The organism is Planotetraspora sp. GP83, assembly GCF_041262585.1.
In the GTDB taxonomy this organism is placed as follows: Bacteria; Actinomycetota; Actinomycetes; order Streptosporangiales; family Streptosporangiaceae; genus JAOEGB01.
Genome location: NZ_JBGCBZ010000004.1, coordinates 44144 through 66742, shown reverse-complemented (window position 1 = coordinate 66742; position 22599 = coordinate 44144). Strand labels below are relative to the sequence as shown.

Below are 22599 nucleotides of genomic sequence, written 5' to 3'. Positions count from 1 at the left end.
GGACCCCCCCGATCTGCCGACGTAATGTAACTTCTTGTCAACTGCCGGTCAATGATCGCTCGTAGCGAGCGAATGACATTACTGTGCCGTCGAGCAGGCTTCAAGAGTTCGCCTTACGCGTGCGCGGCGAGGTCGGTGAGCAAATCGGGGAGGACGAGCTCCTCCTCGACCCGTACGGCGCGCCGCGTCATCGCGTGGGCCAGCTCCGGATCCCAGGGCGTCGCGCAGGCGCGGCCGGTCAGTGGCGCCGATGAGGGCACCGCCTCGTAGGAGGAGGCGTCGAAGCGCCACGGCAGGAAGCGGAGCCGTTCGTGGACTGCGGAGGCGATGGCGACCCCGCCCCAGTCGAAGTCCCCGTGGTAGGCGAACGCGGCGCCTCCGCACGCGAGAAGCTCCAGCAGCCGCCAGACGGCCGCCGACGGCCGGCCACCGGTGCAGACGAGCGGCGGGCAGGAGGGCCCGAGCTCGTCGGCCGCGGCGGCGACCACGACGGGGTTCTCGCAGATCCTGACCAGGCCGGCGCTGAGCGGAGTCTCGTGGCGGCGTAGCTGGCGAAGGGTCAGCACGCACGGCTCGCCCGCGGCCGTGGCCGCCTTGAGCATGCGCCCGGTGGGAGTGCGGTCGTCGCCGGGCAGGCCCAGGCAGAGCACGAGGGAGGACAGGTCGTCGAGGTGGACGCCGACCGCGGCCCAGGCCGCGCGGCGGGCGTCCGCTCCGCCTTCGCTCGCGTACGGCCTGCCGCCCAGCGCTCGCGCCGCCGACAGCGCGAATGTGGCCAGGGGGCGTCCCTCGTCCAGCGCATGCGCGTCGCCGCAGGTTTCGGAGGCCAGGCGGCTGAGAGGAACGCCCGGTGAGGGCAGCCGGTCCAGCGCCGCGGTGAGGTGGTCGAGCAACGGGCGCGCTTCGTCGGGGGTGGGAGCCAGCCTTCTGACCAGCCCGGTGGTCTCCAGCCATGAACGCCAGCCGGACAGCTCCGGACGACCGGCGACGAGAGCGTCGAGCCGCGCGAACGCCTGCCGCCAGGCCGCCGCATGGGCCGCGCTCTCTCCGGCCAGATCGCGAACCGGGCCGCGCAGCCGTACGACGGCCTCGTGCAGCCCTTCGGGCGCGACTCCGCTGGTTCGCAGCACCCGGTCCACCTCTCCGAGGGAGACCGACAGCGAGGCGCCCGCTCCCGCGCGGCGGCCGAGCAGCAGCTCGACCGCGCGGCGCTGGGCCGCCGACGCCCGGGGTAGCGTGACCGCGCCGGTCGCAGCCGAGCACACGGCGGGCTGACAGCGGGGCATGCCCTGCGGGCATCGGCGTGGAAGGCGTCTCCCCGATGGTGATCGCGGCGGAAAGCCGATCGGGCCCGCCTGGTGTCAGGTGATGGGGTCCGTGCCGGGACGCTCGTCCTTCTTCCTCCCGCCGAGCAGGGCCACCGCGCCGATGATCACCAGCAGGGCCAGACCCGCCCAGACCCAACCGGGAACGCCTGACGTCTGGTCGGCGGTTGACGCCGGAGTGGCGGGATTCGCCGAGGCCGCCGAGGTGGCCGGGGCCGCCACGCCCGCCGATGGATCAGCCGAGGACCGCACCGTGAAGGGGATCTCGCCTTCGACCGGGTGGCCGTCGGAGGAGACGACCCGCCACGCGATGACATAGCTCCCCGAGGGAAGCGGCCCGGCGACGCTTTCGAGGACCTTCGGGCCATCGGTGCGGGGAGCGCCGGACTCGAAGCGGCGCCCCGCCGCATCGTGGAGGATCACCACGGGATAGCTGACGTGCGCGCTGAACTCCAGCTCGATCTGGTCGACCCCGGACACGACGGCGTTGTTCGCGGGGGAACTGCTCTTCAGGCTGTCGTGAGCCAGCGCGGGGGCAGTCGAGACCGTCAGGAGCGCGCAGGAAAGGCAGAGCAGAAACAGGGCTCTGAGGCTCAGGAACTTCATATTTCCGACTCCGAGCGATTGGAGAAGAAATGCACGCCAAGGGGCGGCGATGATCACGCTGGATGGGGGCCAAGCGCCCACTGCCGGCGCTTGGCCCCTTTTCCTCTGCTGGAGTCGCTAAGCGCGGGAGCGCCGCAGTCCGGCGACACCGACGGCCGCCCCGGCGATGCCGGCGACGATGCCGATCCCGCCCAGCAGCCTGGCCGTATTGTCGGAGCTTCCATCCGTGGCGTGCGAGTCGTTCTTGATCGCGACGACTGCCGGAGCGGCGGACGGCGTCTGGCCCATGGACCCGTGGCCTCCGGCCTCGTCATCCGAGGGCGCGACCAGCTTGAGGGACGGAACGGGGTGCTCCGCCTCCGACCCGTCGGCCTTGGCAGGGTCGGCCCAGTTGACGACCTCGCCGTTGGAGTAGGTCTGGGCGGTCGGGAACTGCAACTGGTCGACGTCCTTGGGCAGCGGGCCCACCGACGCCTCGAACTCCTGGAACTGGCCCGGCTCGACCTTCCCGCCGGTCCAGGTGATCTTCAGGACGGACTCGGTGACCTTGTCTCCGTCGTCGGAGACCACAGGCTTGGGCAGCTTGCCCCGCGTCAGCTTCACCTCCCAGCCCGGAATCGGCCGGACCGAGACGAAGGGCAGCGGGTGATCGGTCGGGAATTGCACTTCCACCTTCGTGGTGGAGGCGTTGTCACGCTCGTTGGGAACGCGGAACGCGATCTTCGTCCAGCCGCCCTTCTCGGCGGTGCCCGGGTTGATCGTGACGTGGGCCAGAGCGGGCATGGCCAGGCCCAGGGTGAGCGCGAGGGCACCGGCTGTGATGGCCGCGGCGCGACGCGTGATGGCGGTCAGTGCCATGAGGGATTCTCCAGTCGTCTACGTGAATGCCGAAAATGCGCGAGCCGTACAGCTGACACGGCCGGCGCGAAAGCCGGCCCGACCGCGGATACGCATCCGCTCGCGCGAGAGCTCAGAAGACGGTGAGAACCGGCGGCCCGCGCCTGATGACCGAGTGCCGCAGGACCCGGCCCTGCCGCGGCCTTTCGACACGTTCGAACCCCACGACGAGCGGGCCCGACGCTCCGGCCAGATCGGCCTGAAGGACGGCGAGCAGGAGACCCAGCCATCGGATCGCGCCCGCCCCGAGCCTGTGGAGGATGCCCCACAGCGCCGCTTCGCCCCGGGCCAGCCACCAGCCGGTGATCAGAGCGGCGGTGAGGTGGGCGATGAGCATGCCCAGGCTCACGCTCAAGCGGTGCCCGTGCGGTCCTCCCACAGGGGTGACGGCCGGTCCGAACAGTTCGTGCAGGAACACCTGCGCCGCGAGGAGCAGACCGATGACGGTCGAAGGCGACCGCTCGCGTCCGGCCAGTGACGCCGAGACCGCCATGACGACCAGCCCACCCCACAGGATGATCTGCGGTGCCGGGCCGGCGCCTCCGGCGAACCTGTGCGCGCCGACGGCAAGGAGCACGCAGACGACAGCGAAGGCAGCCGACCGCGCGAGCCGTAAGGGCAGATTGGCGCGCATGACGCCAGAAGATTATCCGATAAAGCCCTCGATATCTCCGGCGAGGCTGGAACAGCGACCCGCCGCTCGTGATTGCGCGCGGATATCAGGCGACCTCCGCGCTTTGCGTATTCGCTGTTTCGAGCAACATGCGGTCGTTGTCTTCCGCGTTTGCCTCGTCCCCGGCGCGGCTTGCGGACATACTCGGGAAAACAGGTGGATCACCGCGGCGGGTCGGTCCTGATACGAGGAATCCGACGATGAGATATCCGAACCGACGTCAGGGCGCGCTCGCCGTCGCCGGCATCCTCGCTGCGGCATTGGCCGTACTGCTGCTCGCGCTGTGGTTCGGCGGCGGCCGGCCGAGGCCGACCATCGAAGGGCTGCCCTCGCCGGGCACACTGACGACCTTCGGCCTTCCCCTCATCCGGCTCGTCCACGACATCTGCGCGGTGGGCACCGCCGGAACATTGCTGGCGGCCGTGGCGCTCGCACGCGGCACCGGCTCACCGGCGGCGATCACCCGGTCCGCCGGGCGCTGGGCGCTCGGCTGGGCGGTGAGCGCGGCCCTCACGCTGATCTTGACCCTGTCGGACTTCCTCGGGCTGCCCATAGGTGAGGCACTGCGATCCGGGGTGCTGCCCACCTTCCTCTTCTACATCCCGCAGGGCCAGGCGTTCGTGCTGGTCACCCTGCTGGCCCTGATCATCGCGATCGGAGCATTCCTGCCGCTCGGAGCCTGGGGGCGCGCGCTCCTGCTCGGCGTGGCGATCTTCGCTGTGCTGCCGCCCGCATACGTCGGGCATTCGGCATCGGCCGCGGACCACAACCTCGCGATCTCCAGCCTGATGCTGCACATCGCGGCCGTCACGGTCTGGGTCGGCGGGCTGTTCGGGCTCGTGACCGTCCTGCGCGGATCCGCCGATCTCGTCTTGGCGGTGCGACGGTTCAGCACCCTCGCGCTGTGCTGCTTCGTCGCCGTCGGCGTCTCGGGCACGATCAACGCGTGGATCCGCGTCGGTTCTGTGGCCCAGGCCTGGCAATCACGGTACGGAATCCTCGTGCTGGCCAAGGTCATCGCCTTGATCGCCTTGGGCTGGTTCGGCCGGCGGCATCGCCGTACGACGATCGCGGCTTTGGAGACCCGCGCCACCCGCACGCCGTTCCTCCGGCTCGCCACCGGCGAGATCGCGGTGATGCTCGCCACGATCGGGCTGGCGGTCGCGCTGTCGCGCACCGCCCCGCCTCAGCCAGGAGAGGGCCTACTGCACGAACACGAGGTGCTCGGCTACGCCGTCCCCCCGCTCACCCCGAGCGCCCTGGTCTTCCAGACACGCCCCGATCCGATCGTGCTGCTGGCCTTTGCCGGCGCGGCGGTCGCCTACCTCGCGGGAGCACGGCGACTCGCCCGGCGGGGACAGGCCTGGCCCATCGGCAGGACCGCCTCCTGGCTGGCGGGCCTCCTCGTCCTCCTGTACGGCCTGGCCGGCGGGGTCGGCGCCTACGGGCCGGCCGTCTTCTCCGTCCACGCGGTGCAGTACGCGCTGCTGGGCGCCGTCGGCCCCGCCCTCCTGGTGCTCGGCGCTCCGCTGACCCTCTACCAGGAGGCCAACCCGCTCGCGCGGGATCGGGTCAACAGCGCCGCCGGACGCGCGCTCTCCCATCCCGGGGTCGCGCTGGGCCTCTACGCCGCGCCGTACCTGGCCCTGTATCTCACCGGCCTGTTCGAGCTCGCCCAGTCCAGCCTCGCCGTACGGCTCGCCCTCCAGACCCTCGTGGTGGCATCCGCCGCCGTCTTCCTCGCTGTCGCCATGGGCGTCGACCCACTCCCACGGGCCATCGGGCCGGTGATCCGCACCAGGATGCTCGTGGCCGCCATCGCCGTGCAGGCCTGGATCGCGCTCCTTCTGATGGCAGGACCACTGCAGGGACCAGGGTGGTACGCCTGGCTCGCTCTGCCATGGGCTCCGGAACGTGAGCATGATCAACGACTCGGGGCGCTGCTCGGCGCCGGCCTGGCCATGACCACGATCGCGATCCTCGCGATGCTCCTGCTCGGCCGGTGGCGCAGCGCCCTCCGGCGCGTCTCGTCGCCGGCGTCGGCGGCGACGTGACGAGCGGCCCGCCCGCCTCGGCCTCCCGGTAGTGGATCAGGTGGTCGCTCAGTCCGCGAAACGCGCTCCCGTCGTCAGCCCGCGAGGACGCCCAAGAGGTGGGTGACCTCGCGGGCGACGGCGTCTCGGCCGTGTCTGACGTAGGTCCGTGAGTCCACCGCGGAGGGGTTCACCGCGAGGTAGTCGCGGACGGCGTCGGTGAAGGCCTTGTTGAGGTGGGTGGCGATGTTGATCTTCTTCATGCCGTGCCGTACGGCGGCGCGGATGGTCTCGTCCGGGACGCCGGAGGAGCCGTGGAGCACGAGCGGCACGGGAACGGCGGCGTGGATTTCGGCGATCAGGGCGAGGTCGAGGGCGGCGTCTCTGGTGGTCATGGCGTGGGAGCTGCCGACGGCCACCGCGAGGGCGTCGACGCCCGTCCGCGTGACGTAGCCGGCGGCCTCGTGCGGTCTGGTCCGGACGCCGGGCGCGTGCACTCCGTCCTTGCCGCCGATCTCGCCCAGCTCGGCCTCCACCCAGACGCCGCGTTCGTGGCACCAGGCGGCCACGTCGGCGGTCGCCGCCACGTTGGCCGCGTCGTCGAGGGCGGAGGCGTCGAACATCACCGAGCCCAGCCCCAGCCGTACGGCCTCCTCGACCAGCGCGCGGTCGGTGGCGTGGTCGAGGTGCACGGCCACGGGCACGGCCGCGGCCTGGGCGACCGCGAGTGAGGCCGCCGCGATCGGCGCCAGCGCGCCGTGGTACCTGACGGCGTTCTCGCTGATCTGCAGGACCACGGGAGCCCCGGCGGCCTCCGCCCCCGAGACGATGGCCTCCGCGTGCTCCAGCAGGATGACGTTGAACGCGCCGACACCCGCGGGCGCGTTCCGGGTGATGTCGTCGATGCCGACGAGGGGCATGGGCGGTTTCTCCGTTCGGGGGATGGGGCGTTCGCGCCGGCCGTACCGCCCGGCGCCGGTGCGGCGGGGCCGGTTCCGGGGTTGGAGACCACGAGCGTGGTGCGGGACTCGGCGGCGATCGGCGCGAAGGCGGCGGCGATGCCCGCCAGGGCGAGATCGGCGAGCACGGCGTCGCCGGTAGGTCCTCCGGCGAGGCCCGTGGTGAGGACCTCGTGGCCGAGAGCGGCGAGCACGCGGGCGACGTTGACGCCCTTGCCGCCCGCGCGGCGGTGGACGGCGCGGACGCGGTTAACCCCGTCCCAGTCGACGCCGTCTACCAGGTACGTCACGTCGAGGGCGATGTTGAGTGTGACGGTGAGGATCATGTCAGCGGGCGTGGAGGGCTACGGGGGGTGCGTCCATCATCGGGGTTCCTTCGTGTCGCGCCGGTTCGGAGGACGGCGAGGTGTGCTGTCTCGTGCGGGTCCGCCGCGCGGGTCACGCGGGTGGGCGTCAGGCAGGTCGTCAGGCAGGTCGTCACGCGGGCTGTCACGCGGACTGTCACGCGGGGAGGATGACGGATCTGGTCAGGTGAAGAGGCTGGTCCGGGTCGAGGCCGCCGGCGTGGGCGCGGGCGACCGCCAGGCGTTGGATCCGGATGAGCTCGGCCATCGGGTCGAGGGTGGTTTCCAGGAGCGTGCCGCCGGTGGCTTCGACCTGGTCGCGCAGCCCGTCGGGGGCGGTGCCGAGCATCCAGGTGATTCGGTTGGGCCCGGCGATGCTGATCGGGCCGTGGCGGTACTCCATCGCGAGGTACGCCTCGGTCCAGGAGCGTGACGCTTCGCGCATCTTCAGCGCGGCCTCGCGGGCCAGGCCGTACGTCCAGCCGGTGCCGAGGAAGGAGAGCTGTTCGGCGGCGACCAGTTCTGCGGGGATGGGAACGGTGAGCGCGTGCTCGGCGTCAGTGATGGCCTGGGTGAGGTCTTCGCCCAGGTGGGCGCGCAGGAGGGCGAGCTGGGTCGTGGCGAACCGGGTCTGCACGACCGACTTCTCGTCGGCGAAGTCGAGGACGACGACCTCGTCGGCGAGGCCGGTGACGGGGGTGTCCGGGTCCGCGGTGATGGCGGTCGTCCTTGGCGCGGCGGCCGCGGCGGGTCGCGCCTTGGCGCGGCGGAGGACGTCGAGGACCTCCGTGGTGGTGCCGGATCTGGTCAGGGCGAGAACGCGGTCGTAGGGACGGTGGAGGGGGGTCTCCGAGGCGGGGAAGGCGTCGGTCTCGCCGTGGCCGGCCTGCTCGCGGAGCGTCGCGTAAGCCTGGGCGATGAACCACGAGGTGCCGCAGCCGATCACGGCGACGCGTTCGCCGGGGGAGGGGAGCGCCTGCGTGGAGAGGGCGAGGGCCATGCGCCAGCAATCGGGCTGGGAGGCGATCTCAGCCTCGGTGTGGGTCGTCATTGCCGCCTCCAGGAGGGAGAGTTCATTTCTGCATCTTTAATAGCAGTATTGAACAGTTTTGTGCAGGGGGAGGGGCAGGGGACGGGTCCGACCCTTGACGCCCCTCCATGGCGCGCCTACGCTGCCAAAAATATGTAAGGAAGGTTTACTAACAATCAGTGGGGGTTCCATGGGTGCCGCGGTTTCCCGGTCCTTGGCGACGGTGTGCGCCGCGGCCATCGCCATGGCCGGCATTGTGACCACCGCCTCGACCGCGGCGGGAGCCCCCGTCAAGGAGCACGGGGATGTGCGTGTCGACCAGGTTGGATACGGCACCCAAGAAGCCAAGCGCGCCTACGTGATGTCCGATGTCGACCTCTCCCAGGCGTCCTTTTCGGTGATCGGGAAGTCCGGGAAGTCCGCTTTCACCGGTACGGTCGGCCCCAACCTCGGCCGGTGGAACGCCACCTTCCCGTACGTGCACGAGCTGGACTTCACCGCCTTCCGGCAGTCGGGTGAGTTCCGCGTCCAGGTGAACACCGGTGCAGTACGGCCCGTCTCGCCCGCCTTCCGGATCGGTGACTCCGCGGATCTGTTCGGCGGCCTCGTCGGGGACGTGGCCACTTTCTTCCAGACGCAGCGAGACGGCGCGGACACAGTCAACGGGAAACTGCACCGCAGGCCTTCGCATCTGACCGACGCCAAGGCGACGGTGTACGAGAGCGCCGGGCTGTACAGCGATGACAGCATGAATCACGCTCCGGTGGCGATCCCGGGGGCGCCCACGGTCGACGTCGCAGGAGGCTGGTTCGACGCCGGCGACTTCCTGAAGTTCGTCGAGACCACCAGCTACGCGCTGCCGATGATGATGGCGGCGCAGAGCAACCTGAACCGACCCGACAAGACGCTGGCCGGCGAGATCGACCACGGGCTCTCCTGGCTGGACAAGATGTGGGACGGGAAGTCCAAGACCCTCTACATCCAGGTGGGCATCGGCGACGGGCTCGAGGGTGTGGCCACCGGCGACCACGACGTGTGGCGCCTGCCGGAGCGGGACGACGCGCTGCAGGTCAAGCCCGGCGACGCCGGCTACTTCCTGAAGTACCGGCCCGTCTTCCGCGCCGCGCCGCCTGGCGAGCCCATCAGCCCGAACCTCGCCGGACGGGTCGCGGCGACGTTCGCGATGGCGGCCCAGGCCGAGGCCGCGCACGACGAGGCCAAGGCGCGGCAGTGGCTGGGCAAGGCCGCGGACGTGCTCGCACTGGCCAAGACCACCAGCCCGGGAACGCTGGTCACCACCGTTCCGCACGACTACTACGGCGAGAGCAGCTGGCGTGACGACATGACGCTCGGCGCCACGGAGCTGGCCGTCGCGGGGCGGATGCTCGGCGACGCCAGGGCCGGCGACTGGTTGCGGGCCGCGGCGGGGTACGCCAAGGACCACATCGACGCCGGGGGCGGCGGCGTCCTCAACCTCTATGAGACGTCATCGTTCGCCGACGCCGAGCTGGTCAAGGCAGTCCGAGCGTACGGCCCGATCGACGGGTTGCGCGTCTCCCAGGCCGAGTTGCTGAACCACATCAAGACGAAGGGCCTGGACCCGGCGTTCAAAAGGTCGAACGCCGACCCGTTCCGGGCCGCGGGCAACTACTCCAACTACGACGTGGTGTCCAACACTTTCGGCGTCGCGGCGACGGCGCGGCTGTACTCCTCGCTGAGCGGCGACCGCGGCTATGACGCGCTCGCGACCGCCGCCCGCGACTGGAACCTCGGCGCCAACGCCTGGGGCCTCTCGTTCGTCATCGGGGCTGGGAGCGAGTTCCCGCGCTGCCCGCACCACCAGGTCGCCAACCTCGCCGGGGACGGCTACAAGAAGATCCTGCGCGGCGCCGTCGTGAACGGGCCCAACAGCTACAACGCGTCCCGGGAGCAGAATCTCGACTGGTATGAGGGCCAGGCCAACCCGTGCCCGGCCGACAAGATCGACAGGTTCGAGAAGTACCAGGCCCCGAGCGGAACCGGAAACCGGAACTCGCGATTCGTCGACTTCAGCGGTGCGTGGATGACAGTCGAGCCGGCGAACGACTTCGCTGCCAGTGCGATCCTCGCCTTCGCACTAGCCGCCAGGTCGTAACACCGGGTTCCTTCCAAGGTCCCGCTGGTAGCGCAGCCGGGTGTGGCGGCGTTGCCGGTCGGCCTGCCAGAACTCGACGTCGTCGGCGGTGAGCGCGTACAGGGTCCAGCCGGGGGCGACCAGGTCGGGGTGGGCGGCGAGGCGGGCCTGGGCTTCAGTTCCAGGCGTTCGACCCGGGCGCCATGCACGCTTATCGATCCGGAGTTCGGCAACGCGGAGGTGCTGGTGGGTGTCTGGATGGACGGTGTCCACCTGGAGGAGCAGGGGCCTCATCTGGTGGTGCCGGGTGACCGATGCGGGGGACGGCACATCAGCCGGATCGTGGAGATCCGGATCTGCGCTGACGCGCGTCTGTGGGGTGCCCGCGGCTAGCGTCCGCAAAGGCAGCTCTCGGCGGGCGGGTCGGCCCAGTGCAGGGCGATGAACGGCTCGGCGCAGGACGGGTGATGTACGCGTTCGCGGGTGACGCGGTAGCGGGCGGTCGCGTCGGCGTCTTCGGGATCTTCGGGATGTTCGGGTGAGTGGCTTGGGACCGGCACGGTGACGATGCCGATGTCCTGATCGATGTGGGTGAGCATGCCGTGGCAGGGGCCGCCCAGGCAGATGGCGTTGTGGGGCGGTGGGCTGTTCATGCGGGGTAGGCGTGGGTTTCGGTCGCCTTGACCGAGGCCCAGATCTGCTGGCCCGGGGTCAGGTCGAGATCGGCGACGGCGGCGGGGGTGATGTCGGCTGAGGCGATGATCGGCCCGTCCAGGTGGACGCGGACGTTGTCGCCGTGCCGTTCGATGCCTTCGATGCGGGCCTGCCAGAGGTTGCGCGGGGTTCCGTCGGGGCGGGTCCGGTACAGGGCCACCGCGGCGGGGGAGAAGGCGACGAACGCGGGCCCTTCGAGGTGCTCGGCGACGCTGAAGAGCATCTGGCCGACCATGACTTGCTGACCGGCGGCGACGCCGCGATGGAGGTTGAGGCCCACCAGGCGGGCCACGTAGTCGGTGCGCGGGCGGCGGGCGACCTCCGCGGGGGTGCCCTGCTGGACGACGGCGCCGTTTTCGATGACCACCAACCGATCGGCCAGGACCATGGCGTCCAGCGGGTCGTGGGTGACCAGGACGGTCGCGCCGTCGAAGTCGGCCAGGTGACGGCGCAGTTGACCGCGGATGTCCAGCCGGGTGTGGGCGTCCAGGGCGGCCAGCGGCTCATCGAGCAGCAGCAGGCGGGGGTCTGCGGCCAGGGCCCGGGCCAGGGCGACGCGCTGGGCTTGGCCACCGGACAGTTGCCGGGGTTTCGCCGCGGCGAAGTCGGCAAGGCCGACGCGCTCCAGCCAGCGCGCTGCCTCGCGGCGCGCGTCGGCTTTGGACGCGCCGTGGCAGCGGGGGGCGAAGGCCACGTTGTCCAGGGCGGACAGGTGCGGAAAGAGCAGGTAGTCCTGGAAGACCATCCCGATGGGGCGGTGCTCGGTCGCGAGGGTGTGCAGCGGGATCCCGTCCAAGTCGATGCGGCCACCGGACAGGCCGATGAGTCCGGCCAGGGCGCGCAGGGCGGTGGTCTTGCCGGCGCCGTTGGGCCCGAGCAGGGCGACGACCTCGCCGGGTGCGACCGCGAGGTCGATGTCCAGGCGGAAACGCGGCCGCTCGACGACCAGGTGGGCGCGCAGGGTCATGGGCTGGTCACCCACCTGTCGCGCAGGCTGGCCAGGATGACGACCGAGACGGCGAACAGCAGGAGGCTGAGCACGATCGCGGCCTCGGGTTCGGTCTCCAGGGCCAGGTAGACGGCCAGCGGCATGGTCTGGGTCCGGCCGGGGAAGTTGCCGGCGAAGGTGATGGTGGCGCCGAACTCGCCCAGAGCGCGGGCCCAGCACAGGACGGCTCCGGCCATGACGCCCGGGGCGACCAGAGGCAGGGTGACGCGCCGGAAGATGGTCCAGCGGGAGGCGCCGAGTGTCGCGGCTGCCTCCTCCAGGCGCAGGTCAGCGGCGCGTAGCGCCCCTTCGACGCTGATGACCAGGAACGGCATGGCGACGAACGCCTCGGCGATCACGACCCCGGCGGTGGTGAAGGGCAGGGTTATGCCGAAGGCGGCTTCCAGCCACCGGCCGATCAGGCCGCGCCGTCCCAGCACGAGGAGCAGTGCGACGCCGCCCACCACCGGAGGTAGCACGAGGGGCACGGTGATCAACGCACGTACGACCCGGCGTCCGGGAAAGGCGGCCCGCGCCAGCAGCCAGGCCAGCGGCACGCCGAGCAGCAGGCAGACCAGCGTCGCGATGGTCGCCGTCACCAGCGACAGGCGCAGCGCCTCCAGCACCTGCGGCTCGGCGAGCCGTCGGCCCAGGGTGGGCCAGGGAGCGCGGATCAGCAGTCCGGCCAGCGGCAGCACCAGAAAGGCCATGCCGAAGACAGCGGGCAGGAGCAGCGCCCAAGGGGTACGGCCCGCCACGCCGCCCGCCCGGCCGTTGCCACGGGGCCGGCCGGGGCGGCGCTGTGCGTCGTCCCGGCCGGGTGATGCCGTGGAAGGTGTCATACCGGTCAGGGACCTTCGAACCCGGCCTTGGTCAGGACGTCCTTGCCCTGCTGCGACAGCACGAGGTCGACGAACTGCTTGGCCAGATCCGGCGCGGAAGCCTTGGACAGGGCCGCGATCGGGTAGTCGTTGATCGCCTTGTCGGCCTCGGGAAAGACGATGCCGGTCACCTTGCCGGCGGCGGCCAGCACGTCGGTCTTGTAGACCAGGGCGGCGTCCACCTCGCCGAGTTCGACCTTGGTGAGGGTGGCCTTGACGTCTTGTTCGTAGGTGACCGGGGTGACTTTGAGCCCGGCGGCGTCCAAGGCTTTGACCGCCGCCGCGCCGCACGGCACCTGCGCCGCGCACAGGGCGACCTTGACCTTGGGGTCGGCCAGGTCCTTCAACTCATCCACCTTGGCCGGGTTGTCGGGCGGCACGGCGATCTGGAGCTTGTTGCGTACGAACGTCGTCGGCGCGGCTGCCAGGGAGGCGTCGGTGACGGTCTTCATCGTGGCGGGGCTGGCTGCGGCGAACACGTCGGCCGGGGCGCCCTGGGTGATCTGCTGGGCCAGCGTGGCGCTGGAGCCGAAGTTGAACTTCACGCTCGTGCCGGGGTGAGCGGCTTCGAAGGTCTTGCCCAGATCGGTGAACGTGCCGGTCAGCGACGCTGCGGCGAAGACCGTCAGCGTCTTCGCCTGGGCGGCGGGGGAACCTGAGCCGGGCGCGGCCGACGTAGATTCGGGGGAGCCGCAGGCCGCCGCGCCCAGCACTAAGATCAGGGCGGCGGGGGCTGCGACAGCCCATCGGGTAAGACGACTGAGCATCGATGTACTCCTTAATGACTCGCGACTTAATGACTCGCGACGCGAGCGTGATCGAGGGACTCCACGACGACGTTGGTGGACTTGATCACGGCGATCGCCACCACCCCCGCCTCCAGGCCCAGCTCATCGGCCGCCTGGCGGCTCATCAGCGACACCACCCGGAACGGTCCCGCGGCGATCTCCACCTGGGCCATCACCGCGTCTTTGACCACCTCGGTCACGATCCCGCGGAAGCGGTTGCGAGCCGAGGAACTCCCGTAACCACTGTCGGTCTCGATCTGGGATCGGGCGAACGCGGCCAGGTCCGCTCCGGCCAGAATCCGGTGACCGTTGCCGTCCCGCTGCGCCGGCAGGCGGCCCGTATCCACCCACCGGCGTACGGTGTCGGCGCTGACCCCGAGCAGCGCGGCGGCTTCGCTGATTCGAAACATCGTCACAGTTCGCCACTTTACAGCCGCAGATGCTGGCCTCAAATGCCCTATCCCATCGCAAGAACGGCACCGTCTACTCTTATGTCATCGCATGTGCGAGATTTGAGACACCGTAACCCGCTCGCGTCCAGTTCGACGTTCGCGATCGCCTCGCCATGGGCGTCGCGCAAATCAGGGGGCAAGTCGGTTGGTCACCCGGCGCGCTCGCGCATACGTGTTTTGGTCGTTCTCCACAACTGCGGAGCCGTGGCATGCTCCCTGTGCGACGTTCCCCTACCGGCCAGTAGAGGTAAGGCTGTACAGACGCGAGGGTGGCGCCGCAAGGGAAGGGCGCGCACAGTCAACAGAAGGGGCTCGGCCGGGTGTTCAGTCGTATAGTCATCGTCAACCGTGGTGAGGCCGCGATGCGGCTCATCCACGCCGTCCGGGAGCTGGCCGCGGAGACCGCGACACCCATCGAAACCGTCGCCCTGTACACCGACGTCGACCGCACCGCCACGTTCGTGCGCGAGGCCGACATCGCCTACGATCTCGGTCCCGCGTCCGCGCGCCCGTACCTCGACCTGAAGGTGCTGGAGCGCGCGCTGGTGGAGACCAGGGCCGACGCCGCGTGGGTCGGGTGGGGCTTCGTCGCAGAGGACCCGGCGTTCGCGGAGCTGTGCGAGAAGGTCGGAGTCACCTTCGTCGGGCCGAGCGCGGAGGCCATGCGCAAGCTCGGCGACAAGATCGGTGCGAAGCTGATCGCCGAGGAGGCCGGCGTGCCGGTCGCGCCGTGGAGCCGCGGTGCGGTCGAGACCCTGGACGCCGCCTTGGCGGCGGCGGCCGAGATCGGCTACCCGCTGATGCTGAAGGCGACCGCGGGCGGCGGCGGGCGCGGCATCCGCGTGATCATGAACGAGGCCGAGCTCGCCGACGCCTACGAGCGCACCAGCCAGGAGGCCGCGAGGGCGTTCGGCAGCGGTATCGTGTTCCTGGAGCGCCTGGTCACCGGTGCCCGGCACGTCGAGGTCCAGGTGATCGCGGACGGTGAGGGCACCGCGTGGGCGCTCGGCGTCCGCGACTGCTCGGTGCAGCGGCGCAACCAGAAGGTCATCGAGGAGTCGGCGTCGCCGGTGCTCAGCCCTGTGCAGACAGCCGAGCTCAAGGCGTCGGCCGAACGGCTGGCCGTCGCGGTCGGTTACCGCGGCGCGGCGACCGTCGAGTTCCTCTACCACCCCGTCGACAAGCTGTTCGCGTTCCTCGAGGTCAACACCCGCCTGCAGGTCGAGCACCCGATCACCGAGTCCACCACCGGGTTCGACCTGGTCAAGGCGCAGCTGCGGGTGGCATCCGGCGGCAGGCTCGAAGGCGAGCCGCCGGTGGAGCGCGGGCACGCCATCGAGGCCCGGCTGAACGCCGAAGACCCCGACCGCGACTTCGCGCCCTCTCCGGGCCGCATCGCGCGGCTGGACCTGCCCGCCGGGCCGGGCATCCGCGTGGACACCGGCGTCAGCGAGGGCGACACCATCCCCGCGGACTTCGACTCGATGATCGCGAAGATCATCGCCTACGGCCGCGACCGCGACGAGGCGCTCGGCAGGCTGCGCCGGGCGATGGCGCAGACCACGGTGATCATCGAGGGTGGCGCGACGAACAAGAGCTTCGTGCTCGACCTGCTCGACCAGCCCGAGGTGATCGACGCCAGCGCGGACACCGGCTGGATCGACCGCGTCCGCGGCGAGGGCAGGCTCGTCTCGCAGCGACACTCCGCCGTCGCGCTGGCGGCCGCCGCCATCGAGGCGTACGAGGAGGAGGAACGCGTCGAGCGGGAGCGGCTGCTGTCGACGGCGTTCGGCGGACGCCCGCAGGTGCAGCATGAGAGCGGCCGGCCGCTGGACCTCAAGCTGCGTGGCGTCGGCTACCGCGTGCGCGTCGCGCGGGTCGGCGCGCATCGGTTCCGCGTCGGCGTCGAAGCGGGTGACGACGTCCGCACCGCCGACGTCGAACTCGACCGCTTCGACCGGCATACCGGGCAGATCATCGTCAACGGCGCCCGGTACCGCCTGCTCACCGGCACGCACGGGCCGGTCCACCTGGTGGAGGTGGACGGCGTGACGCACCGGGTCAGCCGCGACGAGGGCGGCGTCGTCCGCTCGCCCGCGCCGGCGCTGGTCGTCGCCACGCCGCTGGAGGTCGGTGCCGAGGTCGAGGCCGGCGCTCCGGTGCTGGTGCTGGAGAGCATGAAGATGGAGACGGTGCTGCGGGCGCCGTTCAAGGCACGGCTGAAGGAATGTGTCGTGTCCGTGGGCAGCCAGGTGGAGACCGGTGCACCGCTGCTGCGACTGGAGGCGCTCGCCGGCGCCGAAGCCGAGGACACCTCGGCCGCCGAGTCCGTCGAGCTGGACCTGCCCGCCGCGCCCGGGACGATCCCGGCGGGGGAGCGCACTACGCGCGGCCAGGAGGACCTGCGCAGCCTGCTGCTGGGCTTCGACGTCGACCCGCACGACGAACGCCGGGTGCTCGACGACTACCTCGCCGCGCGGCGGGCGGCCACCGAGGACGGCCACCCGCCGCTGGCCGGGGAGCTCGAACTCGTCGAGGTGTTCGCCGACCTCGCCGAGCTGAGCCGCAACCGGCCGACGGGCGAGGACGGCGGCGGTGACGGCCACGTGTACAGCGCCCGCGAGTACTTCCACACCTACCTGCAGAGCCTCGACGTCGAGCGGGCCGGGCTGCCGGAGGCGTTCCGGGCCAAGCTGGCCAAGGCGCTCCGGAACTACGGTGTCACCGAGCTGGAGCGCTCCCCCGAGCTCGAAGCCGCGGTGTTCCGGATCTTCCTCGCCCAGCAACGCGCGTCCGCCGACGCCACGGTCGTCGCGACGTTGCTGCGCGCGTGGCTGCGGGAGCCGCTGCCGGACGAGACGCTGCGCGAGCCCGCCGGGCTCGCGCTGGAGCGGCTGGTGGCCGCGACGCAGGTCCGCTTCCCCGTGGTCTCCGACCTCGCGCGCGGCGTGGTGTTCGCCTGGTTCGGCCAGCCGCTGCTGCGTCGCAACCGCGCCCGCGTCTACGCCGACGTCCGCAAGCACCTGCGCCACCTGGACGCGCACCCGGACGCGCCGGACCGCGCCGAGCGTATCGCCGAGATGGTGCGCAGCACCGAGCCGCTGGTGCGGCTGCTCGGCCAGCGGCTTGTTCGCGGCGACCTGGACAACGTGGTCATGCTGGAAGTGCTGACCCGGCGGTACTACGGCAACAAGGGTCTCACCGGCGTCCGCACCAGCGAGGTCGCGGGCTGCACTTTCGTGGTCGCCGAGCGCGCGGGCTCGTGCGTGGTCTCCTCCGCGGTGAGCTTCAAAGCGCTGGGCAGCGCGCTGCGCGGGCTCGCGGAGCTGACGGGCGGCGAGGATGCCATCGACGCCGACATCTATCTCGCGTGGGAGAGGCAGCCGGAGGACTCCGACGCGATGGCGGCCGCGCTGCAGGAGGTCGTCAGCGCGCACCCGCTGCCGAACCAGGTGCGCAGACTCACCGTCGCCGTCGCGGGCAGCGGTGGCGCGGTGATGCACCACCACTTCACGTTCCGCCCGTCGACCATTGGAATGACCGAGGAGCGGCTGATCCGCGGCCTGCACCCGTACATCGCGCAGCGGATGCAACTGGAGCGGCTGAGCAAGTTCGACCTCACCCGGCTGCCGTCGTCGGACGAGGAGGTCTACCTCTTCCAGTGCGTGGCGCGGGAGAACCCGTCGGACGACCGCCTCGTCGCGTTCGCACAGGTGCGCGACCTGACCGAGCTGCGCGAGCACGACGGCAGGCTGGTCGCGCTGCCGACGGCCGAGGACACCATCGCCATCTGCCTCGACTCGATCCGCCGCGCGCAGTCGCGGCGACCGTCGAACAAACGCCTCAACACCAACCGGATCGTGGTCTACATCTGGCCGCCGAGCGACATCACCCGCGCGGAGCTGAAGATGATCGCCGGGCGCGTGCTGCCGACGACCGCGGGCGCCGGGCTGGAGGAGATCCTGTTCATCGCGCGGCAGCGCAACCGGAAGACCGGCGAGCTGACCAAGATCGCCGTGCGCTTCTCCTTCGACGCCACCGGCGGCACCGAGCTGACCATCGGCGAGCCGTCGGTCGAGCCGGTCGAGCCGCTCGACGACTACCGGCAGAAGGTGCTGCGCGCGAGCAGCCGCAACACGGTGTACCCGTATGAGCTGACCGGCCTGCTCGGCGACTTCGTCGAGCACGACCTCGACGACGACCACGCGCTGGTGCCGGTCGACCGGCCGAAGGGGCGCAACACCGCGGCGATCGTCGCGGGCGTGGTCACCACGCGAACCCGGCGGCACCCACAGGGCGTCACCAGGGTCGTGCTGCTCGGCGACCCGACGAAGTCGCTCGGCGCGGTGTCGGAGCCGGAGTGCCGCCGTGTGATCGCCGCGCTGGACCTGGCCGAGCGGATGCGGGTGCCGCTGGAGTGGTACGCGCTGTCCGCCGGCGCCCGGATCTCCATGGAGTCGGGCACGGAGAACATGGACTGGGTGGCCTCGGCGCTCAAGCGGATCGTCGAGTTCACCCAGGACGGCGGCGAGATCAACGTCGTCGTCGCGGGCATCAACGTCGGCGCGCAGCCGTACTGGAACGCCGAGGCGACGATGCTCATGCACACCAAGGGCATCCTGGTGATGACGCCGGACTCGGCGATGGTGCTCACCGGCAAGCAGTCGCTCGACTTCTCCGGTGGCGTGTCGGCCGAGGACAACTTCGGCATCGGCGGCTACGACCGGGTGATGGGCCCGAACGGGCAGGCGCAGTACTGGGCACCGAACCTGGCCGCCGCGCGGAACGTGCTGATGTCGTACTACGACCACACGTACGTCGCACCCGGCGAAGAGGCGCCGCGGCGGGCGAAGACGACCGACCCCGTCGACCGTGACATCTCCGACTTTCCGCATGTCGTGGTGGGCAGCGACTTCACCACCGTCGGCGAGATCTTCTCCGCCGAGGCCAACCCCGACCGCAAGAAGCCGTTCGACATCCGGACCGTGATGCGGGCGCTCTCCGACCAGGACCACCCGGTGCTGGAACGCTGGGCGGGCATGGCCGACGCGGAGACCGCGGTGGTTCAGGACGTGCATCTCGGTGGCATGCCGGTGTGCCTGCTCGGCATCGAGTCACGGGCGGTGCCGCGGCGCGGCTTCCCGCCCACTGACGGCCCGGACACCTACACCGCGGGCACGCTGTTCCCGCGGTCGTCGAAGAAGGTCGCGCGGGCGATCAACGCGGCCAGCGGCAACCGGCCGCTGGTGGTGCTGGCGAACCTGTCGGGCTTCGACGGCTCGCCGGAGTCGATGCGGAAGCTGCAGCTGGAGTACGGCGCCGAGATCGGCCGCGCGATCGTGAACTTCCGCGGGCCCATTGTGTTCTGCGTGATCTCGCGATATCACGGCGGCGCGTTCGTGGTGTTCTCGAAGGCGTTGACCCCGAACATGACCGTGCTCGCGCTGGAGGGCTCATTCGCCTCGGTGCTCGGCGGCGCCCCCGCCGCCGCGGTGGTGTTCTCCGGCGACGTCAACGCCCGCACCGCGGCGGACCCGCGCGTGCGAGACCTGGAGGCCCACGTCACGGCCGCCTCCGGCGCCGACCGCGCCGCGTTGATCGCGGAGCTCGACGAGCTCCGCTCGTCGGTCCGTGCGGAGAAGCTCGGCGAGGTGGCCGCGGAGTTCGACCGCGTGCACAACATCCAGCGCGCGGTCGAGGTCGGCTCCGTCGACGCCGTCATCCGCGCCGCTGAACTCCGCCCGCGCATCATCGAGGCCATCGAGTCCCGTCTGCGTTAGCCCCAAACCCACCCGACGCCCAAGCCCCGCCCACGACAGGCCCCGAGTAGGGTCGGGGTTTGGCGCGGTAGCGTAACGGCTCTGGCAGTAGCGCGCACCCGGCTCAACGCGGCACGCGACGGCCTGGCCGGCCCTTGGGTGGTCACTTGATGCCGAAGACGTTCACGATGTGCGCGGTGTCCGCGAGGGTGTGCGGAGCGAACGCATGGTAGGCCCAGACGTGAACCCAGGCGTTGCCGGTGCGGAGGGTGAGGACCGTCTTCATCATGCCGGGGATGAAGTAGGTCAGGAGAAGAGCATGTGCCGCAGGCCTACGGACTCGCCGGCCTGGTCCAGGCTGAGCGCGAGGACCCGCTGCGGGGTCAGCGGGATCCGTGCCACGGGCTTGCCGAGAAGGAATCCACCCCGACTGGCGATTCCGCGTGATGACCAAGCCCTTGGCGCCGGAAACGTCCGTTGATCATTTCGAGCCGAAGTACTCCGTGACGATCCGGGTATGCAGAGGGAACGCGAGCTCCTGTGGCCCGTCGATCAGCGACCACTCCGATGTTTCGGCCGTGGATGCGATCGGAGGGAGGATGGCCGAGCTGGTCCGCGGGCCCAAGGCGAAGATCAGCACAGTGCCGTCAGGAGCGCTGAGGACGTTGAAGAGCCGTAGATCGTCTGCGTCGACGACGATCCCTGTCTCTTCGTGGAGTTCCCGGACGGCCGCCTGCTGCCAGGACTCGCCGATGTCGATGAAGCCGCCGGGCAGGGCGAGCCCGCCACGGTGCGGTTCGATGTCGCGGCGGATCACCAGCAGGTCGTCGTCCACCGGTAGCACCATCACCGCGACGGGCAGCGGGTTCAGGTAGCTGGTGTTCGCGCAGCCGGAGCAGGTGCGCGGCCAGGTCTGGCCGGGCGCGAAGGCCGTACCGCAGAAGGAGCAGTGCGAGTTCCTGATCGTCACGACCGTGAGACTAACGAGGGGTTCGTGACTGGGCCTACTCAACCTGATGGCGTATTGATCGTTTGATGGTTCGTCGTTCCTTCCTGCGAGAGGAAGGTCATGGCGATGGGTGAGAGCCATTAGGTGGTCTACGGGTCTCGTACACGCGAGCGACCACCGAGCAAGCGCGTACCCATGACCATCGGCGTAATGCCCCGTGTGTCGAGATGGCGGTGTGGGCAGCAGGGCTCGCACTAGTTGACCCGCCCCGGCGACCAGGAGACACCAGTGGGCCCGTGAAACCCCACACGCCCGGCGCGACAGCCGGGCCTACGCGCTGACCACGGCGGCGAAATCGACTCCCAGCCAACGGCTCAACCGACCACGTGAAGATCGCGAAAGAGCGAGGCCGGCGCCATAGTACTTTCCCCGGCGGCTCCCTCAGGCCGCCGGGGAAAGGCCTCGAGTGTGTCTTTCGGCCATCGATCGCTGTTCTTGTGGCCATATATTAAGAAATATTGACAAGAGTCGATCACGAACGGATATGGTTGTGTCGTCCTTCCGGGGGCGGGTCAGTTTCCTTGTCTTTCATGGCGAGTTGCGGGGCTTGCGGTACCGCGCCGTCCGGGGGGTGACTTGGAGGGGCGCCGCTCGTCCGACCGGATTGCCCGAAGATTTCTGTGCGGTCTGCCAGAAGCCTCTGGCCGGGCCGTGACGGCGAGGGAGCGGCGGTGAATGCGGATCACCGGCATGGGGAATGCTTTTCGCGGCCCGCGAGTGCGAGCGTGACATATGAGCGGATCGAATCCTGTGCCTGTCTCAATGACCGGCCCGTGCCCGCGAGCGCCACGGCCGATGACGCGCCGTTCGATCTCGGTGCGGTGCTGGCCCAAAGCCGGCTGCTCGCCGATGCGACGGACTGCTTGGGCCTGTGCTTCGTTTCCGCCTACGAGCATCTGACCGCTTCGCTGACGGAAGAGTCGCACCTCACTCCCCTGGGGGCCGAGATGGCGCACCGGCGCCTTGTCGCGGCGACGGCCAACCAGTTGGCGGTACGCCGACTGGTGGAGAACGGGGCTTTGGAATGGCAGTTATACGGTGACAACGCGGTCTTCATCACAGGTCTGCCTTTCTCTGGCGTGTCCCGCTTGCAGCGGCTGTTGAACGAGCACCTCTTGTTCAACATACCGTCGATATGGGAGCAGATTAGGCCTGTTTCGCACGGTGCCATACTGAATGTCAAGGAGGAACTGGAGCGGGCGAGTGACCTGTTTCCCTGGCACGTGCGCTCCGGCTTCGGTGATCACCTTTTGTTGGCCTACGCCTTCCACAGCCCGGGAGCGGCGCTGGAATATCGGATCCCCGCCTACGTCGAATGGCTATGGACGTACGACTCTGCCACTGCCTATGCTTTCCACCGTTTCGCCCTGGCGGCGATTCTCGAACGGATCGGTGGCGGAACCCCGATCCTGGCCAGTCCGTTCCACGCCTGGCGCTTGGATGGGCTGATCGCCGGCTATCCGACCGCTCGCGTCATCCGGTTGCACGGCGACCCGGTCCATTCCCTGGCGGCGCTCTCGGCCGTGACTGTGGCACGCCGACGCGTTTGGTCGAACGTGGTGCGGCCACGCGACGTGGTGTTCGAGTGGGCTCGTCAACTGGGGGCCGTCCTGCTTGCCGAGGAGTGGCGCGCCGCATCCCCCGGAGGCGTGCGGGTCCTGGACATCGATCATGCGGATCTGGTGGAGACCCCGATGCTGGTGGTCAGGCGGGTGTGCCGCTTCCTGGAGGCGCCGCTGCCCGCCGGAATCGAGCGGCGGATCCTGCAGGTCTGCGAGGATTTCGGGGCCGGCTCGCCGCCGGTCGGGATCGCCGATTTCGGCGTCTCCCTCCGCGAGCTCCCGGAGATTTTCCGCGAGGGTGTCGAGACGGATCGGCGCGGTCGCGCGCAGGTCCGTGGCTGAACGAGGCTGTGCCTCCGACGCCCGCGGCTGGTACAGATCAAACGCGGTCGTCGCGACCCGCCTGCCGTCCGCCCTCCCGTCTGGGCCGCGGTGCACGAGGATGAGGTTCCGCACTCAATGCTTG

At 70.2% G+C, this 22599-nt stretch carries 19 protein-coding genes and 1 pseudogene; 5 read left to right on the top strand and 15 right to left on the bottom strand.

Features of this window, described 5'->3' with window-relative positions; all coding sequences use genetic code 11:
* Positions 1 to 113: 113 nt before the first annotated feature.
* The 4 genes from ABH927_RS06980 to ABH927_RS06965 form a co-directional block, all read right to left on the bottom strand.
* On the bottom strand, positions 114 to 1286 hold the full coding sequence (locus ABH927_RS06980; RefSeq protein ID WP_370019157.1) for a TIGR02679 family protein: 1173 nt from the start codon (positions 1284 to 1286) through the stop codon (positions 114 to 116).
* 75 nt (positions 1287 to 1361) lie between these two features.
* Positions 1362 to 1931 carry a copper resistance protein CopC gene (locus tag ABH927_RS06975; RefSeq protein WP_370019156.1) on the bottom strand — a complete coding sequence of 190 codons (570 nt, stop codon included), beginning with the start codon at positions 1929 to 1931 and terminating at the stop codon, positions 1362 to 1364.
* A 117-nt stretch (positions 1932 to 2048) separates the two neighbouring features.
* Positions 2049 to 2789 (bottom strand): YcnI family protein, encoded by a 741-nt coding sequence (locus ABH927_RS06970; protein ID WP_370019154.1) that lies wholly within the window; start codon positions 2787 to 2789, stop codon positions 2049 to 2051.
* A gap of 112 nt (positions 2790 to 2901) precedes the next feature.
* A complete protein-coding gene (locus ABH927_RS06965; protein WP_370019152.1) occupies positions 2902 to 3462 on the bottom strand; it encodes an MFS transporter in 561 nt (186 codons plus the stop codon).
* 239 nt (positions 3463 to 3701) lie between these two features.
* Here ABH927_RS06965 and ABH927_RS06960 point away from each other — a divergent pair, with 239 nt between their 5' ends.
* Complete coding sequence (locus tag ABH927_RS06960; protein ID WP_370019151.1) at positions 3702 to 5555, top strand: cytochrome c oxidase assembly protein; 1854 nt, start codon at positions 3702 to 3704, stop codon at positions 5553 to 5555.
* A 74-nt stretch (positions 5556 to 5629) separates the two neighbouring features.
* Here ABH927_RS06960 and ABH927_RS06955 read toward each other — a convergent pair whose 3' ends face one another.
* From ABH927_RS06955 to ABH927_RS06945, 3 genes and pseudogenes are all read right to left on the bottom strand, one after another.
* Positions 5630 to 6454: a ketose-bisphosphate aldolase gene (locus ABH927_RS06955; RefSeq protein ID WP_370019149.1), complete on the bottom strand. Its 825-nt coding sequence runs from the start codon at positions 6452 to 6454 to the stop codon at positions 5630 to 5632.
* 104 nt (positions 6455 to 6558) lie between these two features.
* A pseudogene (locus tag ABH927_RS06950) lies at positions 6559 to 6819 on the bottom strand (PfkB family carbohydrate kinase); the annotation flags it as partial.
* Between the two features lie 175 nt (positions 6820 to 6994).
* Entirely contained in the window at positions 6995 to 7888 is an 894-nt protein-coding gene (locus tag ABH927_RS06945) for an SIS domain-containing protein (RefSeq protein ID WP_370019147.1), read from the bottom strand.
* A gap of 169 nt (positions 7889 to 8057) precedes the next feature.
* Between ABH927_RS06945 and ABH927_RS06940 the strand changes: the two genes are divergently transcribed.
* On the top strand, positions 8058 to 10001 hold the full coding sequence (locus ABH927_RS06940) for a glycoside hydrolase family 9 protein (protein WP_370019145.1): 1944 nt from the start codon (positions 8058 to 8060) through the stop codon (positions 9999 to 10001).
* Here ABH927_RS06940 and ABH927_RS06935 read toward each other — a convergent pair.
* Positions 9984 to 10103 carry a pyridoxine 5'-phosphate oxidase C-terminal domain-containing protein gene (locus ABH927_RS06935; RefSeq protein ID WP_370019676.1) on the bottom strand — a complete coding sequence of 40 codons (120 nt, stop codon included), beginning with the start codon at positions 10101 to 10103 and terminating at the stop codon, positions 9984 to 9986. The genes ABH927_RS06940 and ABH927_RS06935 overlap by 18 nt on opposite strands.
* On the opposite strand from ABH927_RS06935, the gene ABH927_RS06930 reads away from it, so the two are divergent.
* Positions 10044 to 10373 (top strand): hypothetical protein, encoded by a 330-nt coding sequence (locus tag ABH927_RS06930; protein ID WP_370019687.1) that lies wholly within the window; start codon positions 10044 to 10046, stop codon positions 10371 to 10373. The genes ABH927_RS06935 and ABH927_RS06930 overlap by 60 nt on opposite strands.
* On the opposite strand, the gene ABH927_RS06925 is transcribed toward ABH927_RS06930, so the two are convergent.
* Genes ABH927_RS06925 through ABH927_RS06905 form a run of 5 tightly spaced genes read right to left on the bottom strand, consistent with a single transcriptional unit; the run spans position 10370 to position 13767 of the window.
* Complete coding sequence (locus ABH927_RS06925) at positions 10370 to 10633, bottom strand: hypothetical protein (protein ID WP_370019143.1); 264 nt, start codon at positions 10631 to 10633, stop codon at positions 10370 to 10372. The two genes, ABH927_RS06930 and ABH927_RS06925, sit on opposite strands and share 4 nt — an antisense overlap.
* Positions 10630 to 11661 (bottom strand): ABC transporter ATP-binding protein, encoded by a 1032-nt coding sequence (locus tag ABH927_RS06920; protein ID WP_370019675.1) that lies wholly within the window; start codon positions 11659 to 11661, stop codon positions 10630 to 10632. The genes ABH927_RS06925 and ABH927_RS06920 overlap by 4 nt, the downstream gene beginning before the upstream one ends.
* Positions 11658 to 12524 carry an ABC transporter permease gene (locus ABH927_RS06915; RefSeq protein WP_370019141.1) on the bottom strand — a complete coding sequence of 289 codons (867 nt, stop codon included), beginning with the start codon at positions 12522 to 12524 and terminating at the stop codon, positions 11658 to 11660. Before ABH927_RS06915 ends, ABH927_RS06920 begins: the two co-directional genes overlap by 4 nt.
* Positions 12525 to 12529: 5 nt before the next feature.
* Entirely contained in the window at positions 12530 to 13330 is an 801-nt protein-coding gene (gene modA / locus ABH927_RS06910) for a molybdate ABC transporter substrate-binding protein (RefSeq protein ID WP_370019139.1), read from the bottom strand.
* 26 nt (positions 13331 to 13356) lie between these two features.
* Positions 13357 to 13767 carry a molybdopterin-binding protein gene (locus ABH927_RS06905; protein WP_370019137.1) on the bottom strand — a complete coding sequence of 137 codons (411 nt, stop codon included), beginning with the start codon at positions 13765 to 13767 and terminating at the stop codon, positions 13357 to 13359.
* Positions 13768 to 14123: 356 nt separating this feature from the next.
* On the opposite strand from ABH927_RS06905, the gene ABH927_RS06900 reads away from it, so the two are divergent.
* Positions 14124 to 19583 carry a carboxyl transferase domain-containing protein gene (locus tag ABH927_RS06900; RefSeq protein WP_370019135.1) on the top strand — a complete coding sequence of 1820 codons (5460 nt, stop codon included), beginning with the start codon at positions 14124 to 14126 and terminating at the stop codon, positions 19581 to 19583.
* A 142-nt stretch (positions 19584 to 19725) separates the two neighbouring features.
* Here ABH927_RS06900 and ABH927_RS06895 read toward each other — a convergent pair whose 3' ends face one another.
* Positions 19726 to 19851 carry a hypothetical protein gene (locus ABH927_RS06895; protein WP_370019133.1) on the bottom strand — a complete coding sequence of 42 codons (126 nt, stop codon included), beginning with the start codon at positions 19849 to 19851 and terminating at the stop codon, positions 19726 to 19728.
* Positions 19852 to 20043: 192 nt separating this feature from the next.
* Positions 20044 to 20532, bottom strand: a complete 489-nt coding sequence (locus tag ABH927_RS06890) for an NUDIX domain-containing protein (RefSeq protein ID WP_370019131.1) — start codon at positions 20530 to 20532, stop codon at positions 20044 to 20046.
* Positions 20533 to 21344: 812 nt separating this feature from the next.
* Between ABH927_RS06890 and ABH927_RS06885 the strand changes: the two genes are divergently transcribed.
* A complete protein-coding gene (locus ABH927_RS06885; RefSeq protein WP_370019129.1) occupies positions 21345 to 22475 on the top strand; it encodes a sulfotransferase in 1131 nt (376 codons plus the stop codon).
* Positions 22476 to 22599 lie beyond the last annotated feature (124 nt).

Coding starts and splice junctions, on each gene's coding strand:
- modA (WP_370019139.1), bottom strand. CDS start 13,330: ATGCTCAGTCGTCTTACCCGATGGGCTGTCGCAGCCCCCGCCGCCCTG.
- ABH927_RS06915 (WP_370019141.1), bottom strand. CDS start 12,524: ATGACACCTTCCACGGCATCACCCGGCCGGGACGACGCACAGCGCCGC.
- ABH927_RS06975 (WP_370019156.1), bottom strand. CDS start 1,931: ATGAAGTTCCTGAGCCTCAGAGCCCTGTTTCTGCTCTGCCTTTCCTGC.
- ABH927_RS06940 (WP_370019145.1), top strand. CDS start 8,058: ATGGGTGCCGCGGTTTCCCGGTCCTTGGCGACGGTGTGCGCCGCGGCC.
- ABH927_RS06960 (WP_370019151.1), top strand. CDS start 3,702: ATGAGATATCCGAACCGACGTCAGGGCGCGCTCGCCGTCGCCGGCATC.
- ABH927_RS06970 (WP_370019154.1), bottom strand. CDS start 2,789: ATGGCACTGACCGCCATCACGCGTCGCGCCGCGGCCATCACAGCCGGT.
- ABH927_RS06980 (WP_370019157.1), bottom strand. CDS start 1,286: ATGCCCCGCTGTCAGCCCGCCGTGTGCTCGGCTGCGACCGGCGCGGTC.
- ABH927_RS06955 (WP_370019149.1), bottom strand. CDS start 6,454: ATGCCCCTCGTCGGCATCGACGACATCACCCGGAACGCGCCCGCGGGT.
- ABH927_RS06965 (WP_370019152.1), bottom strand. CDS start 3,462: ATGCGCGCCAATCTGCCCTTACGGCTCGCGCGGTCGGCTGCCTTCGCT.
- ABH927_RS06920 (WP_370019675.1), bottom strand. CDS start 11,661: ATGACCCTGCGCGCCCACCTGGTCGTCGAGCGGCCGCGTTTCCGCCTG.
- ABH927_RS06895 (WP_370019133.1), bottom strand. CDS start 19,851: ATGATGAAGACGGTCCTCACCCTCCGCACCGGCAACGCCTGGGTTCAC.
- ABH927_RS06945 (WP_370019147.1), bottom strand. CDS start 7,888: ATGACGACCCACACCGAGGCTGAGATCGCCTCCCAGCCCGATTGCTGG.
- ABH927_RS06925 (WP_370019143.1), bottom strand. CDS start 10,633: ATGAACAGCCCACCGCCCCACAACGCCATCTGCCTGGGCGGCCCCTGC.